The organism is Streptomyces sp. NPDC053665 (assembly GCF_055585285.1).
In genome coordinates, this window is sequence record NZ_JBVJKK010000006.1 from 480,851 (window position 1) to 500,216 (window position 19,366).

Here is a 19,366-nt window from a genome sequence, read left to right on the forward strand (position 1 = left end):
ACCGAATCGTGTCCGAAGCGCGGCTAGGGTGACTGCCCATGTGGCCAGGACAGCAGCCGCCCGGGGGCGAGCAGAACCCGCAGACGAACAACCCGTACCAGCAGCCGGGGTACCAGCAGCCGAATCCGTACCAGCAGCCGGGCTATCAGCAGCCCGGCCCCTACGGACAGCAGCCGCAGTGGGGCACCCCCGCGCCGGCCGGTGCGCCGCAGCCCCCGCAGGGCGGCGGCGGCAACCGGACCAAGCTCGTCGCGATCATCGCGGCGACCGCGGTCGTGGTGGCCGCCGGCGTCACCGGCTTCCTGGTGCTCGGTGGTGACAAGGACGACACGGCGGACGGCACGGACGGCAAGAAGAAGCCGTCCCCGACCGCGTCCAAGGACCCCTCGGCCGATCCGAGCGCCTCGGGCGGCGGGGACAACCCGCGCGGCGGCGGGCCGGAGAAGGCGACCGTCCCCGGTTGGAAGGTCGTCGCCAACCCGCGCTTCGGCACCAAGTTCGACGTCCCCTCCGACTGGGAGATCGAGACGCCGGACACGAGCGTGGGCTTCGAATGGGAGAAGAAGGACGGGGAGATGGACCGCACCACGGTCACCGCTCCCGCCTACTTCAAGTCCAAGTGGTGCACGAGCGACGCGAACAAGGACGGGCGCGAGGAGGACACCGCGCTGGCCACCGCCGGCACCCGCGGCGAGAACGGCGCGAAGAACACGGACATGGCGGCCGAGACCCGCGTCCCGTGGTGGATCTTCGGCGGTTACACCCAGCCCGACAAGAAGAGCGTCAAGTACACCAAGCCCAAGCCGTACACCACCAAGTCGGGCATCAAGGGCAGCGTCGCCACGGCGCATTCGGAGAACACCCCGCAGAACGGCAAGTGCGACAGCGAGGGCAAGGCCATCACCTTCGCCTTCAAGAACGGCGCGGGCGACTTCGTGACCTGGAACCTGTACGGGGCCAAGGGCGTCAAGGACGAGCTGCCCGAGGCGACCATCCAGAAGATCCTCAGCACGGTGCGCCTCACCGAGGAAGCGCCCACGGACTCCTGACCGGGCGGGGCCGGCGCCGGCCGTTTTGGCAAGCCAGCCCCTTCCCGTGGATAGTCACGGGGTGCCGACCACCTTCTCCCGCCGCCCCGCCTGGGCGGGCCGCAACTACACCCTGCTGACCGCCGCCGCGGTCGTCACCAGTCTGGGCAGCGGCGGCGCCCTCGTCGCCGCCGCCTTCGCCGTCCTCGAGGCGGGCGGGGACGGCGGCGACGTCGGCCTGGTGGCCGCGGCGCGGACGGTGCCGCTCGTGCTGTTCCTGCTGATCGGCGGTGCCGTCGCCGACCGGCTGCCCCGGCACCGGGTGATGGTCGCGGCCAACGCCCTGAACTGCCTCTCGCAGGCCGTGTTCGCCGTTCTCGTGCTGACCGGGGACCCCCTGCTGTGGCAGATGATGCTGCTGGCCGCCCTCGGCGGTACCGGGCAGGCCTTCTTCGGCCCGGCCGCCGAGGGCATGCTCATGTCCTCGGTCCAGGGCGAGCAGGCGGGCCGCGCCTTCGCGGTGTTCCGGATGGCGATGCAGGGAGCCGGCCTCGGCGGGGCCGCGCTGGGCGGCGCCATGGTCGCCGCGATGGGTCCGGGCTGGGTCCTGGCCGCGGACGCGGCCGCCTTCGCCGTCGCCGGGGCGCTGCGGGCCTTCCTCGACGTGGGCCACATACCGCCCCGGGCCCCCGGCGGCGGCCTGCTCGCCGACCTGCGCGAAGGATGGCAGGAGTTCGCGGGCCGGCCCTGGCTGTGGGGCATCGTCGTGCAGTTCTCCGTCGCCAACGCCGTGGTCGCCGCCGCCGACGCCGTGTACGGCCCCCTCGTCGCCCGCGACCACCTCGGCGGCGCGGGGCCCTGGGGTATGGCCCTGGGCGCGTTCGGCGCAGGCACCGTCGCCGGCGCCCTGCTGATGACCCGCTGGAAGCCGCGCCGGCTGCTCCTGGCCGGCACCCTGTGCGTGTTCCCCCTGGCGCTGCCCTCGGCCGCCCTGGCCGTCCCGGTGCCGATCGGCGTGCTGTTCGCGGTGATGTTCGTCGCCGGGGCGACGGTCGAGGTGTTCGGCGTCTCCTGGATGACGGCCCTGCACCAGGAGATCCCGGAGGCGAAGCTCTCCCGCGTCTCGGCGTACGACTGGTTCGGCTCCGTGGCGTTCGTGCCCCTGGCCACCGCGGCGGCCGGACCGGCGGAGGACGCCTTCGGCCGCACCGCGGCCCTGTGGGGCTGCGCCGGTCTGGTGGTCCTGGTGACGGCGGCGGTGCTGTGCGTCCCGGACGTGCGCAACCTGCGCCGCCGCACCACACCGGTGGCCAAGGGCGTCACCGGTGAGGCCGCCGGACAGCCGTCAGCCGATGCCGAACGCCCCGTCGGGGGGCTCGGGTGACGGTACGGCGTCCTCGTCCCGTACGGCCCGCGCGGCACCGGTGAACTCCCGCAGCGCGCGGCCGTGCACCACCCGGGCCGGGAAGGCGTCGGCGGCGGCGAGCCGGGCCAGGGCGGCGACGTCGACGGGCCCGTGCGCGGCGACGAGCACCGCGTTGCCGAACCGCCGCCCGCGCAGCACCCCGGGTTCGGCGACCAGCGCGATCTCCTCGAAGGCGGTGGCCAGGGTGGCGAGTTGGGAGCGCAGGAAGGCGAAGGGCGCCGCGTCGGGCAGGTTGGCGAGGTAGACCCCGCCGGAGCGCAGCACCCGCGCGGCCTCGCGCACGTAGCTCACCGAGGTGAGGTGCGCCGGCACCCGGGAGCCGCCGAAGACGTCGGCGACGACGACGTCCGCCGAGTCGCCGGGAGCCTCCTCCAGCCAGCGCCGCGCGTCCGCCGCGTGCAGCGTCACCCGGGCCCCCTCGGGCAGCGGCAGATGCCCGGTGACCAGCTCCAGCAGGCCGCGGTCGGCCTCGACGACGTCCTGCCGTGAGCCGGGCCGGGTGACGGACACGTACCGGGGCAGCGTGAGGGCCCCGCCCCCGAGGTGCACCACGTCCAGCGCCCGCCCCGACTCGGCCGCGACGTCCAGCGCGTGCCCGAGCCGGCGCGCGTACTCGAACTCCAGGTGGGCCGGGTCGTCCAGGTCGACGTACGACTGGGGCGCCCCGTCCACGGTGAGCAGCCAGGCACGCTCCCGGTCGACGTCGGGCATGAGCTTGGCGAACCCGTGGTCGACGGACTGGGCGACGGGGAGGGCTTCGTTCACCCCTCGATTGTGCCGGGGCCGGGCGCCGGGGAGGGACCGGGGCCGCCCCCGCGCGGTCGCTGCGCACGGGGGCGGCCGGAGGCTCGGTGCCGCGCCGCCTCAGCCCACCTCGGTCACGGTCCCCGCCGCGACGGTCCTGCCGCCCTCGCGGACGGCGAAGCCGAGGCCCGGCTCCAACGGCACGTCCCGGCCGAGTTCCACGCGCATGGCCACGGTGTCCCCGGGCCGGGCCACCGCCTGCCCGCCGAGGTCGACGACCCCGACCACGTCCGCGGTCCGGATGTAGAACTGCGGCCGGTACCCGGTGGAGACGGGCGTGGTCCGCCCGCCCTCCCGCGCGGACAGCACGTACACCCGGGCGGTGAAGCGGCGGCCGGGCACCACGCTCCCCGGCGCGGCCACCACGTGCCCCCGCCGGACGGCGTCGCGCGGCACACCCCGCAGCAGCAGCGCCACGTTGTCCCCGGCCTGGGCCTCCTCCATGGGCTTGCCGAAGGTCTCCAGACCCGTCACCACGGTCTCCACCGCGGCCCCGAGCACCTCCACCCGGTCGCCGACGCGCACCACGCCCCGCTCGACGGCGCCGGTCACCACGGTCCCCCGGCCGGTGATGGTGAGCACGTTCTCGACGGACAGCAGGAACGGGGCGTCCAGGTAGCGCTCGGGCATCGGCACGTAGGTGTCCACCGCGTCGAGCAGCGCCTCGACCGACGCCGTCCACCGCAGGTCGCCCTCCAGCGCCCTCAGCCCGGAGACCCGGACGACGGGCACCGAGTCGCCGCCGTAGCCGTGCGCGGTGAGCAGGTCGCGGACCTCCAGCTCCACCAGGTCGGTCAGCTCCTCGTCGCCCGCGTCGGCCTTGTTCAAGGCGACGACGACGTGGTCGACCCCCACCTGCCGGGCGAGCAGGACGTGTTCGGCGGTCTGCGGCATGATCCCGTCGAGCGCGGAGACCACGAGGATCGCCCCGTCGAGCTGCGCGGCGCCCGTGACCATGTTCTTGACGTAGTCGGCGTGGCCCGGCATGTCGACGTGGGCGTAGTGGCGGGTGTCGGTCTCGTACTCGACGTGCGCGATGTTGATGGTGATGCCGCGCGCCGCTTCCTCGGGCGCCCGGTCGATCCGGTCGAACGGCACGAAGGCGCCGGTGCCGCGGTCGGCGAGGACCTTGGTGATCGCGGCGGTCAGGGTCGTCTTGCCGTGGTCGACATGGCCCATGGTGCCGATGTTGAGATGCGGTTTCGTGCGGATGTAGGCCGTCTTGGGCATGGCTGTACCTCGAAGCGTCTGGCCGGAGGCGCGATGCGCGCGCCCGCCGGCGGAGAGGAAAAAATTCGGGGACCCCGAGGCGCTGCCCGACCCTCCCCTCGCGGGGCCCGCCGGACGAACCGGGGAGGGTCAGCTTCGGGCGCCGTCCGCGACGGCCGCGACAGTGACGACGGCAGCCTTCGGAGCGCCCTTGACCAGGGCCGCAGCGAGAGCGAAGGCGTGCCGGAACATGAGGTCGATCCTCGCCGACAACACCCCGCGCGTCGAATGGTTTTCCCCCGGCCCGGGCACCCCGCGCCCCCGGGCTCCTGTGACGCTCGTGAGACGAACCATACGGCGATCACACACATTTGTCGGTTAGTGTCACCGGATGCTCGATGCCACCAACCGCTCTGGGGGCACTGCAACGGCCTCTCCCCCGGCCGCCACCGCGGAACTCGCCGTCGCCGCTCCCCGGGCCACGACCGCCCCGTCCACCGCGTCCTCCGGTTTCGCCGCCCGCTGCACCAGACTTCTGTTCTCCCCGTGGTCCCGGCTGTCCCTGCTCGTGGCGCTGCTGGGCGCCGGCGCCTGCGCGGTGCTGCTGTTCGAGCCGCAGCGCCTGCTGACCGAGGGCTGGCCGCCCTACATCGGGGGCGCCATGGCGGCCGTGGTGTTCGCGGCCGCGTACGGCGTGTGCACCGTGGCGTTCGTGCCGAGGCCGCTGCTCAATCTGGCGGCGGGTGCGCTGTTCGGTTCGCAGCTCGGCCTCGGCGTGGCCCTGTCGGGCACGGTGCTGGGCGCCGGGATCGCCTTCTGCCTGGGCCGGGCGCTCGGCCAGGACGCCCTGCGGCCGCTGCTGCGGGGGCGCTGGCTGAAGGCCGCGGACGGCCAGCTCAGCCGGCACGGCTTCCGCTCGATGCTGGCGGTGCGGCTGTTCCCGGGCGTGCCCTTCTGGGCGGCGAACTACTGCGCCGCGGTCTCCCGGATGGGCCTGGTGCCATTCCTGCTGGCGACGGCCCTCGGCTCGATCCCGAACACCGCCGCCTACGCCGTCGCCGGCGCCCGCGCCTCCACGCCGACCTCCCCGGCGTTCCTGATCGCCCTGGCCTGCATCGCGCTGCCGGCCCTGGCGGGCGTGGTGGTGGCCTGGCGCAAGCGGCACCGCCTGCGCGGGCTCTGACCGCCCGTCAGCCGGACGCCCGCCCCGCCGGCCCCGCTCAGACCCGTTCCAGCACCATGGCGTTGGCCAGTCCGCCCGCCTCGCACATGGTCTGCAGCCCGTAGCGGGCGCCGCGGGCGCGCAGGGCGTGCACCAGCGTGGTCGTCAGCCGGGTGCCGCTGGCGCCCAGCGGATGGCCGAGCGCGAGGGCGCCGCCGTGCACGTTGACCCGCTCCAGGTCGGCACCCGTCTCCTGCTGCCAGGCCAGGACCACGCTGGCGAAGGCCTCGTTGACCTCGAACAGGTCGATGTCGTCCAGGGTCAGGGAAGCCCTGCGCAGCACCTTCTCGGTGGCCGGGACGACGCCCGTGAGCATCAGCAGCGGGTCGGAGCCGGTGACGGCGAAGCTGTGCAGCCGGGCGAGCGGGCGCAGCCCGAGCCGGGCCGCGGTCTCGCTCGAGGTGATGAGCACCGCCGAGGCGCCGTCGTTGACGGGGCTGGCGTTGCCGGCCGTGATGTTCCACTCGATCTGCGGGAACCGCTCGGCGAAGTGGGGGTCGTGGTAGGCCGGCCTGAGCCCGGCGAGGGCCTCCCGCGTGCCGCCGGGCCGCACGCTCTCGTCGCGCGTGAGGCCCTCCAGGGGCGCGACCTCGGCGTCGAAGAGCCCGGCATCCCAGGCGGCCGCTGCCCGGCCGTGGGAGGCGAGCGCGAAGTCGTCCATCCGCTCGCGGCCGAGGGACCACTTGGCGGCGATCAGCTCGGCGCTGATCCCCTGCGGCACGAGTCCTTCGGGGTAGCGGGCGGCGACGCCCGGCCCGAACGGGTCCGCGCCCGCCGGCACGTTGGACCACATCGGCACCCGGCTCATCGACTCCACCCCGCAGGCCACGACGAGGTCGTAGGCCCCCGCCAGGACGCCCTGGGCGGCGAAGTGCACGGCCTGCTGCGAGGAGCCGCACTGGCGGTCGACGGTCGTCGCGGGCACCGACTCCGGGAAGCCCGCCGACAGCAGCGCGTACCGGGTGGTGTTCATGGCCTGCTCGCCGACCTGGTCGACGGTGCCTCCGATGACGTCGTCGATCAGTGCCGGGTCGACGCCGGAGCGTTCGACGAGGGCGCGCAGGGTGTGGGCGAGGAGCTCCACGGGATGGACGTGCGCGAGGGCGCCGTTCGGCTTGCCCTTGCCGATCGGGGTGCGTACGGCTTCGACGATGACTGCGTCACGCATGGCGGGCCTCCACGGCTACCAGGGAGCTACCAGTGAGTAGGAAATCCGAACTCACAGTAGACCGGTGGGTTGGATTTTCCAACCCTCTTCTAGACTGGAGTCCATGGCCGCCACCAAGGACCCCCGCCCCTGCTCCATCGCCGACACCCTGGCGCTCGTCGGCGAGAAGCACTCCCTCCTCGTCCTGCGCGAGGTGTGCCTGGGCAACGGCCGCTTCGACCAGCTCGTGCGCAACATCGGCGCGCCGCGCGACATCCTCGCCACCCGGCTGCGCCGGCTCGTCGACGCCGGGATCCTGACCCGGCGGCTGTACAGCGAGCGTCCGCAGCGCTACGAGTACCGCCCGACGCAGGCCGGTCTGGAGCTCGAACCGGTGCTGTGGACCCTGATGGCCTGGGGCGACCGCCACCTCCGGGGGGACGGCGACCGGCCGATGCTGCTGGAGCACTCCTGCGGCCGGGCCCTGGACCCCGCGGTGACCTGCCGGACCTGCGGCGACGAGGTACGCCACCAGGACCTCACGGCCCACCCGCAGGCGCCGGGCTGGACGGTCACGGGGCCCAGGGCGGTCTAGGCGGCTTCCTCCGCGGGCGCGCTCACCCGCGCCGGGTGAGGCCGCGCGCGGCCCGGCACGGCACGCTGAAGTGGCCCGTACCGGTGCGGACCCGTACGGCGGACGGGGCCGGACCGCCTTCCCGGCGGGCTGTGGGGCATCCCGGTCGGCACGGCCGTGCGGCGCCCCCTGCCGACCCGTCCCGGGCGGGCACACCCGACGACGCGAGGCGTCCTCGGCAGGCCGGTGTCGGAGGAAGGGCGTGACACGTGGCGCGACGCGGAGACGACACGAAGGAGCCGGGTGACGGTGGCGCCGCCCGGACACGCGGCGCCGGGCCCGCCCGCCTCGCCCTGCTGGCCCTCGGGGCAAGCGTTCTGGTGCCGCTCGTCGCCGCGGGACTGCGGAGTGTGCTGTGGGCCCTGGCCGGTCTCGCGGGCCTCTCGCTCGCCGCCGTCGGCGTGTGGTGGTTCCTGGCCCACACCGGTGTGCTCCGCGTCGTCGGAGCGGTCCTGGCCGTGGCCGCACCGGTGACCGTGCTCGCCCTGTACTCCGCGTTCGGGCTGCTGGGCCCGGCTCTGGCCTCCCTGGCCCTGTGGGCGACGGCCGTGGCCATGGCCCGTGCCGCGTCGCGACCCGGCGGGGCCGGAGAGGGGAGAGCCGTCGCCCCGGCGGCCCGCGCTCCCTGGGTGGTGATGAATCCGCGTTCCGGCGGCGGCAAGGTGGGCCGCTTCCAGCTGGTGGAGAAGGCGCGGGCGGCAGGCTGCCGGGTGGAGGTGCTGGACGCGGGTCAGGACGTCGTCGAACTGGCCCGGCGGGCCGTCGCCGACGGGGCCGACCTGCTGGCGGTGGCCGGCGGTGACGGGACCCAGGCGCTGGTGGCCGAGGTCGCCTCCCAGCACGGCCTGCCGTTCGTCGTGATCCCCGCCGGCACCCGCAACCACTTCGCCCTCGACCTCGGTCTCGACCGCGACGATCCCGCCGCGGCCCTGCGGGCGCTGACCGACGGCGTCGACGTCCCGGTCGACCTCGGGTGTGCCGGGGACCGCGTGTTCGTCAACAACGCCTCCTTCGGGACCTACGCGTCGGTCGTCACCGAGCCGGCGTACCGCGAGGCCAAGGCGCGTACGACCCTGCGCACGCTGCCCGGTCTCCTCACCGGCGGCGGCACCGGGCTCCGTGCCCGGGCCGGCGCACGGCTCGTCGGCGAACTCCAGGCGCTGCTCGTGAGCAACAACGTCTACGGGCGGGCGCTGGACGCGGCGCGTCCCGGACGCAGGCACCGGCTGGACGCGGGGACGCTCGGCGTGGTGGGCGTACGGATCGGCAACGCCGTCGAGGCGGCGCGCTCGGTGCGCGGCGCCCGCTCGCAGGCCGTCGTCCGGTTCACCGCCGGCGACGTGGTGGTCGAGGCGGACGCGGAGACCCTCCCGGTGGGCATCGACGGGGAACACGTCGTGCTGCGCTCGCCCGTGGTGTGCCGCATCCTGCCCGGGGCGCTCCGGGTCCGCGTGCCACGCCGGCGCGCCCGCATCCCGCGGACGGTCGGGGAGGCGGCGGACTGGCCGCACGTGGCCCGGCTGGCGCTGGGCCGCCCCTCGCCCGGGCGAGGACCGGACGGGGCGGCCCCGCGCGAGCCGGGCGACCCGCTGGCCGGAGCCCACGACGGGGAGGCGGCGCGGGCGGAGGACCGGGGCGACCGGGCCGAGCGCCGTCGGCGGCACCGCGCGTCTCTGCCCGGTTGCTGGGGTGCGCTCGTCCTGGCCTGCCTGTCGTTCACTCCGTCGCTGCTGCCCCGCGGAGGAGTCCTCCAGGGGCTGATCTGCGGGATCAGCGCCGCCATCGGGTACGGGCTGGGCGTGGTAGCGGCCTGCGTCGGGCGCGCGTTCGCCGACCGGGACGCACGCACACCCTCGCCCCGGTCGTGGCGGGTCCTCCTCGTCGCCGCCGCCGTGCTGGGCGGCCTCTCCTTCGGGCTCGGCCAGTACTGGCAGCACAGGATCCGAGAGCTCATGGGGGTCACCGACTACAACGTCCTCGCCACCGTGGCCTGCCCGTTCGTCGCGGCGGTCGTCTTCTGCCTGCTGCTGCTGGCCGGGCGCGGGCTCCGCCACGCGTACCACTGGACGGCCGCCCTCCTGGCACGCTGGATCGGCAGACGAGCGGCGCGCGCGGTCGGCTGGCTGGCGGTGGCCGCCCTGGCGTGGTCGGCGTTCACCGGGCTGCTGCTCGGCGGCATCGTGAACGCGGCCAACGAGGCGTTCTCGCTCCGGGACACCGAGACCCCGGAAGGCGTGCTGCAACCCACCTCCGCCCTGCGCTCGGGCGGGCCGGGCTCCCTCGTCCCCTGGGACTCACTGGGCAGGCAGGGCCGTGCCTTCACCGGCAGCGGCCCCTCGGCCGCCGACATCGGCGCCTTCACGCACCGCACGGGACAGGAGCCGGTGCGCGCCTACGCGGGCCTGGCGACCGCCGACGACACGGAGAGCCGGGCGGCGCGTGCCGTCGCGGACCTCGAACGGGCGGGCGGGTTCGAGCGCGCGAACCTGCTCGTGATGACCACGACGGGCAGCGGCTGGGTGGACCCGGCCGCCGTGGACTCGTTCGAGTACCTCGGCAACGGCGACTCGGCCACCGTCGCCATGCAGTACTCCTATCTGCCGTCGTGGCTGTCGTACCTCGTCGACCAGTCCAAGGCACGCGAGGCCGGCCGCGAACTCTTCGACGCGGTCTACGACACCTGGTCCAAGCTCCCGTCCGAGCGGCGTCCGCGTCTGTTCGTCGCCGGCGAGAGTCTGGGCTCGTTCGGCGGGGAGACCGCCTTCAGCGGGGAGTACGACCTGCGCAACCGCACCGCGGGAACCGTGTTCGCCGGGCCGCCCAACTTCAACACGCTGTTCCGTGAGTTCAGTGACGGGCGCGACCCGGGCAGTCCCGAGATCCAGCCCGTCTACGAGGGGGGACGCACGGTGCGGTTCACCGACGACCCCGCCTCCGGAACGCCTCCGGCGAACCGGCCGTGGAACGGTCCCCGGGTGCTCTACCTCCTGCACCCGTCCGATCCGATCGTCTGGTGGAGCCCCCGCCTGCTCCTCTCCGAACCGGACTGGATCGGCGAGGCACCCGGCGACGACGTGCTCGAGGAGATGGTGTGGATGCCGTTCGTCACCTTCTGGCAGGTCACCGCCGACCTGCCGTTCTCCACCGGCGTCCCCGACGGCCACGGCCACACCTACAAGGCCGCGTACGTCGACGGCTGGAACGCGGTCATACGGCCCGCCGACCTCACGGCGGAGGACCTCGACCGGCTCAAGGACCTCGTCCGGCCCGGCGACTAGCGCGCGGCGGCGGGGCTCGGGGCCGCGGTGCGGTCAGCGGAGCAGGAAGGCGACGAGGTAGCCGAGTGCGTTGACCGCCCAGTGCAGGCCCATGGGAGCCAGCACACTGCCGCTGCGGCGCCGCAGTTCGCAGAACAGGACGCCCGCCGCCGCCGTGAACAGCACCGCGGCCACCACGGCCAGCGCGGCGCCCAGCGGGGTGACACCGAACACCGTGGTCAGCGCGGGCTTCGCGCCGGCCAGGTGCAGTGACGGCAGTACGTGCCACAGGCCGAACAGCACGCTGGACACCGCGGTCGCCCACACGGCCCCGCGGGCCCGGTACACCAACCCGTAGAGCACGCCGCGGAAGGCCAGTTCCTCCACCAAAACTGTCCCGACGGGTACGAGCACCACGACGCGCAGCGCGAGAGCGGTGCCGCTCATCCCGTCGTAGCGGTGGTCCTCGAACAGCGTGCGGGTGGCGGGCACGGCGGCCCCGGCCAGGTAGACGCCGGCCACCACCGCGGACAGGGCCAGCGCCCAGCGGGCACCGCGGGCCAGGGTCCCGGGTGCCAGCCCCGCGTCGGCGCGGGTGCCGCCGGCCCAGCGCAGTACGCCGAGCAGCAGCACGCAGACCAGGACGGCCACCGCCAGGCGCGACCAGCCCGTCGAGCGGTGCAGGGCCACATTGGCGACCAGGAGGAGGGCCACCGTGAGACCGACCGCCGGCCACGTGCCGAGCGGCGTCCGGCGGCGTTCCGCGACGTTGCCGCTCACGGCGGGCCGCCTCGCCGCGGCGGGAGACGGCGGTCGTCGGCCCCGCTCGTCACCCGCCCTCTGCGGTGAGTGGTGCGTCGCGGCCCGCGCGGTGGCCGTTCACGGGCCCGGAGTGTGCGTCGCGAAGTCCGGTCGGCCGGCCGGTGTTCCGCTGCCGGATGCCGCCGTGCCCGTGGCCGGCCGGATGCGTGCATCGAAGGCCTCCTGCTGCGCCCGCGCCTGGGCGATGTCACGGCGGCCCGTGTCCTTCCCGCGGGCGCTCACACGGAGGAGGACGCCCCGGAAGGGCAGCACGACGGTGACCACGAGCCGGCCGCTGTTCGGCCCGGCGTGAGGCCGGGCAGGTGTCCCCAGCGTGCGCGGGCCGGCGGCCGGTCGGCCTCACCCGACGCGGGTGAGCGCACCCGGCGGCCCTGTCGCGGCCGGGGAGCGCGGGCGTCACGGCACGTCGCCGGGTGGCCGCGGGCACGGCTCAGACGGCCCGGTCCCCGGCCGCGTGCGCGTCCCGGCCGGGCCGCCCGGCGGCAGCGGCGAGAACCGCCACGACGATCAGCAGGGCCAGGGCGATGCCCAGGACGAGGGCGACGGCCCCGGCACTCGGCCGGTTCCAGAGCAGCAGCGCCAGCGCCCCGCCCGCCAGGACGACGCCGGTGATCGCCGTCCGGTGCCGGTCCAGCCAGGACCCCAGCCCGCCGGTGCGCACTCCTGCCCGTCCGAGGGCCCGGCCGGCGGCGGAGGTGCCGCGGTCCGCCGTGCTCCGGACGCCGCGGGCGAGCCGTCCGGGACCGTGGAGGTACGCGATCAGCGCGGTGACCACCGCCACCACCAGCAGGGTGGTGGCACTGTCGCGCAGGAAGCGGACGAAGGTGTCGAAGACGGCCGCGGCGGCGTCGGCGGGCAGGGCCGCGGGCGGAACGGAGTCGAGGTAGACCCGCCGGACCAGGGCCAGGATGACGAGCAGGACCGCCATCATCACGGCGACGCCCGTCGCGGTGATCAGCAGCATGAACCGGTGGGCCGGCGCGGTCCACACGGCCAGCGCGGCCAGGACGACGGTGAGGACGGGCAGCCAGGCACCGAGGACGTCCAGCAGCCGCATGGCGTCCTGGGCCTTGCCCAGGTGCTCGGTCTCGAACAGCGTGACGGTGCGGTCGGTGTCCGGGATGGCGGCGGCCTTGTCGAACCCGGCGTCGACGAGCCGCTGCTGCACCTGGTCGACGAGCTCGCCCACGTCCAGCTGGACGGTGCCGTTCTCCTCGCTCACGGCGCCTTCGCGCTCACCTGTGAGCATGTTCGTCACGGCGGCGTGCGAGCGCCGGTTGGCGCCTTCCCAGATCTGCCGGAAGGCCTCGCTCGTGACCACCCCGGCGACGGCGCGGTCCACGGCCGTCCGGACCGCGTCGTGCAGGGGTCCCTCCAGCGCTGCGGCGCCGTCGACCACACGGGGTGGCGCGTCCGCCTCCTGGAGGGTCCGCGCCAGCGCGTCCGTCACCGCTTCGACGTCGACACGGTCCACGACACGGTCGGTGAGACGCTCCGTCAGGACCGCCTGCACGGCGGGGTCGGACGCCAGCGGGGCGACCGTGCTCACGTATCCGTCGGTGTCGGACACCGTGTCCTCGACCCACGCGGCCACGACGGCCAGCGGGGCGAAGAGCAACGTCAGCAGGAGCAGGACCGACGCCCCGGCCCGACGCGCGCGCCGGTGCCGGACGGACGCCTGACGCCGCAGCCGCTCGTAGTCCGACCTCTCCCCCGGGCTGAGCGGCTGCTTCCCTCGCGCGGCGTCGCGGCGATCGGGCCGGCCGGGGTCCGCGGCGTTTCCCATGGGTGCGCCTTCCGACGTTCCGCCGACCGTCGCACTGCCGTGCCCACGGTCGCGGTGAGTGCCTTGCGCTCGGTACGACCGTCCCAGCCTGGTGCCGCGAGGGGCTGCCGGGATCACCCTGCGTGGGTGAACCCGCGGGAAGGGCTGCGCCGGGGGCGCCTCACTCCGGTGTGGGGCGCATCTCCACGACCCGCAGGCCCAGCGATTGGCAGCGGGCCAGCAGCCCATACAGGTGCGCCTCGTCCACGACATGGCCGTACAGGACCGTCTGCCCGGCCATCACGACATGTCCCAGCTCCGGGAATGCCTTGGCCAGGGTCTCCGACAGGTGGCCCTCGACGCGGATCTCGTAGCGCACGAGCTTCCTCCCACGGTTGCCCGGGACAGGCGGACGGCGCCCTGTGAGTCATCCTCCGGCCCGGTGCCGGTGCGGTACCTCACCCGGAGCAGGTGAGCCACCGCGGGCGCCCGCCGGGCCCGGTCGATCCGGCGGGTCAGGACAGGGCACGCACTCAGGAGCGCCCCCGCTTCAGGGAGTCCCGGACGCCCCGGACCCGTTGCAGGACATCGGCGACCGCCTCGCCGGCCGCGGCTTTCGCCTGGTCGGTCCTCCCCTCGGACCTCAGCCGGTCGTTCCCGGTGAGCTTGCCGGTCATCTCCTTCAGCTTGCCCCTGGCTCTGATTACGGCGTGGTTCATGACGGCCATCTCCCTTGCGACGCTCGTCGTCGATGCGGACATGGGGGTTCCTCGCGGGCCTAACGTGGCCGGCCGGGGGCCCGGGCGCGGTCGGCGGTGCCCGGCCCTCGCGGCCGGCTCTCCTTGGCGGCCGGCAGGTTCGGGGTGACGAGGAAGGCGGCCCCGGCGATGGCACCGGTGGCCAGGACGGCCGCCTTCAGGCCTTGCAGCTGGGCCGAGGCGTACGAGTCCGCCACCGCCTCGACCTCCGCGGGCGGCAGCCCCGCACGGTGCGCCGCCGAGCGCACCTGGTCCGTGGAGACGAAGGTGACCCCGGCCTCGAGGGCGACGCCGACCTCCTCGCGCGTGGCCGCGGACAGCTGAGGGTCGTCCTCCACGCGGGTGGTGAACGCGTGGGCCAGCGAGCCGATGAGCAGGGACCCGATGAGTGCCGTGCCCAGCGCGGATCCCAGGTTCTGGGCGGTGAACTGAAGGCCGCCCGCCTCGCTGCGCTCCGCCTCCTCCACGCTCGACTGCACGACGTTGCCGAGTTGCGAGGCCAGCAGGCCCATCCCCACCCCGAGCACGGCCATGGCGCCGGCGAACTGCGCGTCGTCGATGGCCGGGTCGATGGTGGCGAGCAGCCAGACGATGGCCACCACGAGGGTCAGCAGGGCCAATCGGACCACCCGGCGCGGACCCAGCATCCGCCCCAGTGAGGACGCGCCGAGCGAGGTGACCAGCATGGTGGCCGACACCGGCAGCAGACGCAGCCCCGTCTCGAAGGCGTCGAAGCCCTGGACCACCTGCAGGTACAGCGGAATGGTGAAGAAGAGCCCCAGGAGGATCAGGTTCTGGCTCAGCAGGGCGAGCAGACCGGACCGCAGGACGGGCCGGCTCAGCAGGGTCAGGTGCACGAGCGGATCGTCGCCCCGGTGGGTGCGGCGCCGCTCCCACCACCGGAAGACGGCCAGGACGGCCGCGCCGGCCCCGACGACGAAGAGGGTGGGGGCGAAACCGAGGACGGTGAAGGGCGGGTTGCGGGGCTGTACCCAGCCCCAGGTGCTGCTCTGCAAAACGCCGAGGACCCCCAGCCCGAGCCCGGCGGCGGAGAGGAGCGCGCCGACCACGTCCAGTTGCGGGCGTGCGCCCCGGGCGGGCGCCGCCTTGATCACACGGCGGCACAGCAGCACCACCGCGACGATCACGACCTCGCCGGCGAAGACCAGCCGCCAGGTCAGATACGTCGTCACCCAGCCGCCCAGCAGCGGGCCGACGGCGATGCCGGCCCCCGCGAGACCGCCGATCACCGCGTAGGCGACGGCCCGCTCGCGTCCGCGGTAGGACTCCGCGACGAGGGCGACCATGGCCGGGAGCACCATCGCCGCGCCGAGCCCCTCGATGACGGACCAGCCCAGCAGGAGCACCCACAGCTCGGGCGCCACCGCGGTGAGGGCCGACCCGACGCCGTAGACGGCCAGGCCGAGCAGGAACATGCGGCGACGGCCCACGATGTCGCCCAGCCGGCCGCCGATGATCATGAAGGCGGCCATGACCAGCGCGTACAGGGTGATGACCGCCTGGATGGCGGTGACGTCCGTGTCGAAGTCCTCGACGAGCCGGCTGATGGAGACGTTCATCACGGACGTGTCCAGGACCATGAGGAACTGGGCCGTGCCGAGGACGATCAGAGCGCGCCAGCGTTTCACTGTCTCCACCTCGCCGGGTGAGCCGGGATGCCGGCGCGGCACCGCTCCCGGCACCGCGTACGACCCCTCAAGGACACACCCGGCCGCGGCCGTGCGCCTCACCCGCGAGGAGGGACCCCGGCCGGATCGAGGGCGTGCCCGCCGTCTGCCGGGCCGCCGTCACAGCATCCGCAGCTCCCGCGCGCGGTGCACGGCCTCGGCGCGCCGGGTGACCGCAAGTTTGCGGTAGATGCTCTTGAGGTGGGTCTTCACCGTGTTCACGGACAGGCAGAGGTCTGCGGCGATCTCCTCCGTCGACATCATCCGCGCGACACGTGCCAGGACGTCGTGCTCGCGCGCGCTCAGCTCGACCGCGACGAGCGGCGGGGCCTGCTCCTTCTCGCCGAGCGGCGGCACGGGCCGGAGCCAGCCGGCCGCCAGGTCCCGCAGGGGCGCGGTGGCCAGGAAGGGGCGCAGCCACGCCCCGGCGTCCAGGAAGGGCCGCCGCAGCCGTTCCCGCCGGGCGTCCAGGAGTGCCTGCCCCACGAGCCTGCGGGCGAGGGCGGAGTCCCCTTCCGCCTCCGCGGCCCGCGCCTTGACCAGCACCGCCCGGACGGTCACGGCCGGTCCGGCGCGTCCTTCGGTGCGCAGGGTGCCGAGCAGGTCGAGGGCGGCTTCGGGGCCGCCCGCCGCGAGTTGCAGGGTGGCCGCCTGCACGGCCCACACCGGCTGGTCGCCGGGGACCGCCGCGAGTGCCTCGGCGGCCCGGTCCGCTCGTCCCTCGGTCAGCTGGGCCGTCGCCGCCACCAGCATCTCGTGTGTCGTCGCCCAGGGGCAGGCCACGCTGGCGGTGACGGCCGGGTCCGCCGCCTCCACGGCGGCCCGCACCTTGCCCCGGGCCAGCAGCAGACGGGCTTCGACCAGGGCGCGTCCCGCCGCCACGACCGGGTCACGGCTGTCGCGGGAGAGGTGGTCCGCCCGGTCGAGCAGGTCCCCGGCCCGGTCCAGTTCGTCGCGGTCGACCGCGACCGCCGCGAGGACCAGCCGGCCGATGGCGGCGCCGGACGGCTCAGGCGCACCGGGGCGTTCGGTGTCCGGGACCGCCTCCAGCGCCTTGTGCTCGGCCCGCGCGGTCCAGCCGTTCAGGTAGTCGAGCAGGGCCAGGTGCCCCATGGCCTCCTCCCGGGCGGACGCGGTGGACACTCCACCGGCCGTGCCGGCCACATCGGTGAGGACGGCACGCGCGTCCTCGAGCCGTCCGGCCCACAGCAGGGTCGAGCCGACGTGGGCCATCAGCAGGGCGTCGAACTCCGGGTGCTTGTCCAGCAGATGGGCCGGCACCTTCCGTTTCAGCCCGGCGGCCGTCTCCGCGGCCCGTTCCACGTCCGGCGGCGAACCGGCCAGCCGGGCGGCCAGGGCGTCCAGCAGGGTGCAGCTCAGCCGGGCCGCCGCGTCGTCGGGCAGGTTCCGCTCGGCCTGGCGCAGGCTGGCGCGGGCGTGGTCGACGTCGTGCCGGGACAGGTCCCGGGCGGCGCGCACGAGGTCGGTCGCCGGACCGTGGGCCTCCGGCTCCATGTCGGAGAAGAGCTGGGTCAGGTCGTCCGCGCCGGGACCGGTGAACAGCCGGCCGATCGCCAGGTCCTCGACGAGGGCGTCGGCGGCGAAGTCCCAGTCGCCCGCGGCGGTGCTGTGGGTGAGGGCCTCGGCGAGGCAGCCGTGACGGCGCAGCCACTCGGCGGCCCGCCGGTGCAGCTCCGGCTCCTGGCCGGGCATGCGGACCCGCAGGTGCGTGCGCAGAATGGCCCGGAACAAGGGATGCAGCTGGTACCACGCGTGCCCGAGACGCTCGACGAAGGCGTTGGCGCCGTGCAGCGAGGCCAGGATGGGCTCGGCGTCGATGCGCCCGGTGAGCGCGTCGGCCAGGTCGGGGCAGAAGCGCTCCAGGATGCTCACCCGCAGCAGGAAGTCCTGGGTCTGCGGTGTCTGCCCGTTGAGCACCTCGGCCAGCAGGAAGTCTCCTACGGTGCTGCAGTCCGCCTCGAACTCCTTCAGGTAGAGCTCGGGGTCGTGGTTCTCCTTGGCGGCCAGGGCGGACAGGCTCAGCCCGGCCGCCCAGCCGCGGGTGCGGTCGACGAGGTTGCGTGCCGCCTGCACCGGCAGGTTCAGGCCGTGCAGGTGCAGCAGCGCCGCGGCCTCCTCGGGCGTGAAGGCGAGTTCGGCCGAGCGGATCTCCGTCAGGACACCGGCGGCCCGGTACCGGTGCAGCGGGAGCACGGGTTCGGTGCGGGTGACGAGCACGAGACGCAGGCCGGGGCCGGCGTGGTGCAGCACGAACTCCAACTGCTCGGCGATCCTCGTGTCGGTGACGCGGTGGTAGTCGTCGAGCACGAGGGTCACGGGCCTGTCGCGTTCGTTCAGTTCGGCGGCGAGGACCGAGAGCAGCCGGTGATCGACGTGCGCGGCGTCCGCGGGTGTGCCCACCCGGTCGGAGACCGGCGCGCCGCCCGCGCGCAGGGCTTGCAGGACGTAGGCCCAGAAGACCCCGGGCGGACTGTCCGTCCCGTCGAAGGTGAGCCAGGCGAGCGGTGTGTCCACCTCGTCGGCCCAGTCGGAGGCCAGCAGGGTCTTGCCGGATCCCGCCGGCCCGTTGATGAGGGTCAGCGGTGCCCGGAGGGCCTCGCCGAGGTGATCGACGAGGCGCTGGCGCCGCAGGAAGGCGGAGGGCTTGGCGGGCCGGGCGAAGCGGGTGCGCAGGAAGGGATCGCCCAAGGGGTCGGTGTGGCTGTGCGAGAGAGCTCCGACGAAGGCGACCGCCGGATCCGGGGAATCCATGTCGATGTCGTCCACGGTGCTCATCACCCCTGTCCACCGGGCCGCAGCATGAGCAGCGCTTGCAGCTACAGCATCCCAGCCCCGGCGGTGCCGCGCACGGTGACCGTTCGGCGCGCAGGTCACCCGTCATCGGCGCCACCCGGGGACGAGGGGGGCGGGGGCACGCCGGACCGGCCGGGTCACCGTGGGGGGCGCGGGGACATCGTGGAGCGGTACCCCTCGTCCCGTGCGTACATCGACAGGTCGTCCGACGCCTCCAGGAGGTTGTCGTGCGGTACGACGCACAGGGCCCAGATGATCGAGCCCGACAGCGCGATCATCACGACCGACCAGACCGGGTACTGCGGCAGGGACAGGAAGTTGGCGATGATGACGAGCCCGGCGATGGCCACGCCCACGACGCGGGCCCACAGCGCCGTCCTGAGCAGTCCCAGGCTCACCACCACGGCGATCACCCCGAGGGCGAGGTGGACCCAGCCCCACCCGGTGAGGTCGTACGCGAAGACGTAGTCGCGCGTGGTGACGAAGATGTCGTCCTCGGCGATGCCCGCGATGCCCCGGAAGACGTCGAGGAGGCCGACCAGGAAGAGCATCACGGCGGCGAAGGCGGTCAGCCCGCCGGCCCATTCGTCCCGCGCCCGGTGCGACGGCTGGGTGGATGTCGTGCTCATCTCACGCCTCGTTCCCGCGGTTCGGCGGCTACTGCCGTGTCTCCACCGAGCCTGAGCGCCTCCGGGGCGGGTGGCCTCACCCGGCGCGGGTGAACGGACGGGGCCGCTTCGGTGACTCGCCGGTGACCGGCCGCCCCCTCCCCCGGCTCGCCGCCTCCACGGG

At 74.5% G+C, this 19,366-nt stretch carries 15 protein-coding genes; 5 read left to right on the top strand and 10 right to left on the bottom strand.

What is annotated here, in order from left to right:
• The first annotated feature begins 38 nt into the window (after nt 1-38).
• Entirely contained in the window at nt 39-1,049 is a 1,011-nt protein-coding gene (locus ACZ6ZN_RS25500) for a DUF8017 domain-containing protein (RefSeq protein WP_398108636.1), read from the top strand.
• A 25-nt stretch (nt 1,050-1,074) separates the two neighbouring features.
• Nucleotides 1,075-2,412: an MFS transporter gene (locus ACZ6ZN_RS25505; RefSeq protein WP_469649744.1), complete on the top strand. Its 1,338-nt coding sequence runs from the start codon at nt 1,075-1,077 to the stop codon at nt 2,410-2,412.
• Here the strand turns inward: ACZ6ZN_RS25505 and ACZ6ZN_RS25510 are convergent.
• Nucleotides 2,374-3,219 carry a spermidine synthase gene (locus ACZ6ZN_RS25510; protein WP_469649747.1) on the bottom strand — a complete coding sequence of 282 codons (846 nt, stop codon included), beginning with the start codon at nt 3,217-3,219 and terminating at the stop codon, nt 2,374-2,376. The two genes, ACZ6ZN_RS25505 and ACZ6ZN_RS25510, sit on opposite strands and share 39 nt — an antisense overlap.
• 99 nt (nt 3,220-3,318) lie before the next feature.
• Nucleotides 3,319-4,488 (bottom strand): elongation factor Tu, encoded by a 1,170-nt coding sequence (gene tuf, locus ACZ6ZN_RS25515; protein WP_469649749.1) that lies wholly within the window; start codon nt 4,486-4,488, stop codon nt 3,319-3,321.
• Nucleotides 4,489-4,858: 370 nt separating this feature from the next.
• On the opposite strand from tuf, the gene ACZ6ZN_RS25520 reads away from it, so the two are divergent.
• The gene (locus ACZ6ZN_RS25520) at nt 4,859-5,650 is read left to right on the top strand and encodes a TVP38/TMEM64 family protein (protein ID WP_398108639.1); all 792 of its coding nucleotides are present in this window, start codon (nt 4,859-4,861) and stop codon (nt 5,648-5,650) included.
• 37 nt (nt 5,651-5,687) lie between these two features.
• Here the strand turns inward: ACZ6ZN_RS25520 and ACZ6ZN_RS25525 are convergent, their stop codons facing one another.
• Nucleotides 5,688-6,857 carry a thiolase family protein gene (locus ACZ6ZN_RS25525; RefSeq protein ID WP_469649751.1) on the bottom strand — a complete coding sequence of 390 codons (1,170 nt, stop codon included), beginning with the start codon at nt 6,855-6,857 and terminating at the stop codon, nt 5,688-5,690.
• Between the two features lie 103 nt (nt 6,858-6,960).
• Here ACZ6ZN_RS25525 and ACZ6ZN_RS25530 point away from each other — a divergent pair, with 103 nt between their 5' ends.
• Both ACZ6ZN_RS25530 and ACZ6ZN_RS25535 read left to right on the top strand, forming a co-directional pair.
• Nucleotides 6,961-7,431 (top strand): winged helix-turn-helix transcriptional regulator, encoded by a 471-nt coding sequence (locus ACZ6ZN_RS25530; RefSeq protein ID WP_469649754.1) that lies wholly within the window; start codon nt 6,961-6,963, stop codon nt 7,429-7,431.
• A gap of 248 nt (nt 7,432-7,679) precedes the next feature.
• On the top strand, nt 7,680-10,748 hold the full coding sequence (locus ACZ6ZN_RS25535) for an alpha/beta-hydrolase family protein (RefSeq protein WP_469649757.1): 3,069 nt from the start codon (nt 7,680-7,682) through the stop codon (nt 10,746-10,748).
• A 33-nt stretch (nt 10,749-10,781) separates the two neighbouring features.
• Here the strand turns inward: ACZ6ZN_RS25535 and ACZ6ZN_RS25540 are convergent, their stop codons facing one another.
• The 7 genes from ACZ6ZN_RS25540 to ACZ6ZN_RS25570 form a co-directional block, all read right to left on the bottom strand.
• Nucleotides 10,782-11,507 carry a lysostaphin resistance A-like protein gene (locus tag ACZ6ZN_RS25540; protein WP_469649759.1) on the bottom strand — a complete coding sequence of 242 codons (726 nt, stop codon included), beginning with the start codon at nt 11,505-11,507 and terminating at the stop codon, nt 10,782-10,784.
• A gap of 472 nt (nt 11,508-11,979) precedes the next feature.
• Nucleotides 11,980-13,335, bottom strand: coding sequence for a hypothetical protein (locus tag ACZ6ZN_RS25545; RefSeq protein ID WP_469649762.1), 1,356 nt, complete (start codon nt 13,333-13,335; stop codon nt 11,980-11,982).
• 160 nt (nt 13,336-13,495) lie between these two features.
• Nucleotides 13,496-13,693, bottom strand: coding sequence for a hypothetical protein (locus ACZ6ZN_RS25550; protein WP_376326096.1), 198 nt, complete (start codon nt 13,691-13,693; stop codon nt 13,496-13,498).
• Nucleotides 13,694-13,847: 154 nt separating this feature from the next.
• Entirely contained in the window at nt 13,848-14,033 is a 186-nt protein-coding gene (locus ACZ6ZN_RS25555) for a CsbD family protein (RefSeq protein ID WP_469649765.1), read from the bottom strand.
• A 59-nt stretch (nt 14,034-14,092) separates the two neighbouring features.
• On the bottom strand, nt 14,093-15,721 hold the full coding sequence (locus ACZ6ZN_RS25560; protein WP_469649767.1) for an MFS transporter: 1,629 nt from the start codon (nt 15,719-15,721) through the stop codon (nt 14,093-14,095).
• 159 nt (nt 15,722-15,880) lie between these two features.
• A complete protein-coding gene (locus tag ACZ6ZN_RS25565; RefSeq protein WP_469649860.1) occupies nt 15,881-18,532 on the bottom strand; it encodes a winged helix-turn-helix domain-containing protein in 2,652 nt (883 codons plus the stop codon).
• Between the two features lie 179 nt (nt 18,533-18,711).
• A complete protein-coding gene (locus ACZ6ZN_RS25570) occupies nt 18,712-19,203 on the bottom strand; it encodes a DUF7144 family membrane protein (RefSeq protein ID WP_451878324.1) in 492 nt (163 codons plus the stop codon).
• Between the last annotated feature and the right edge of the window lie 163 nt (nt 19,204-19,366).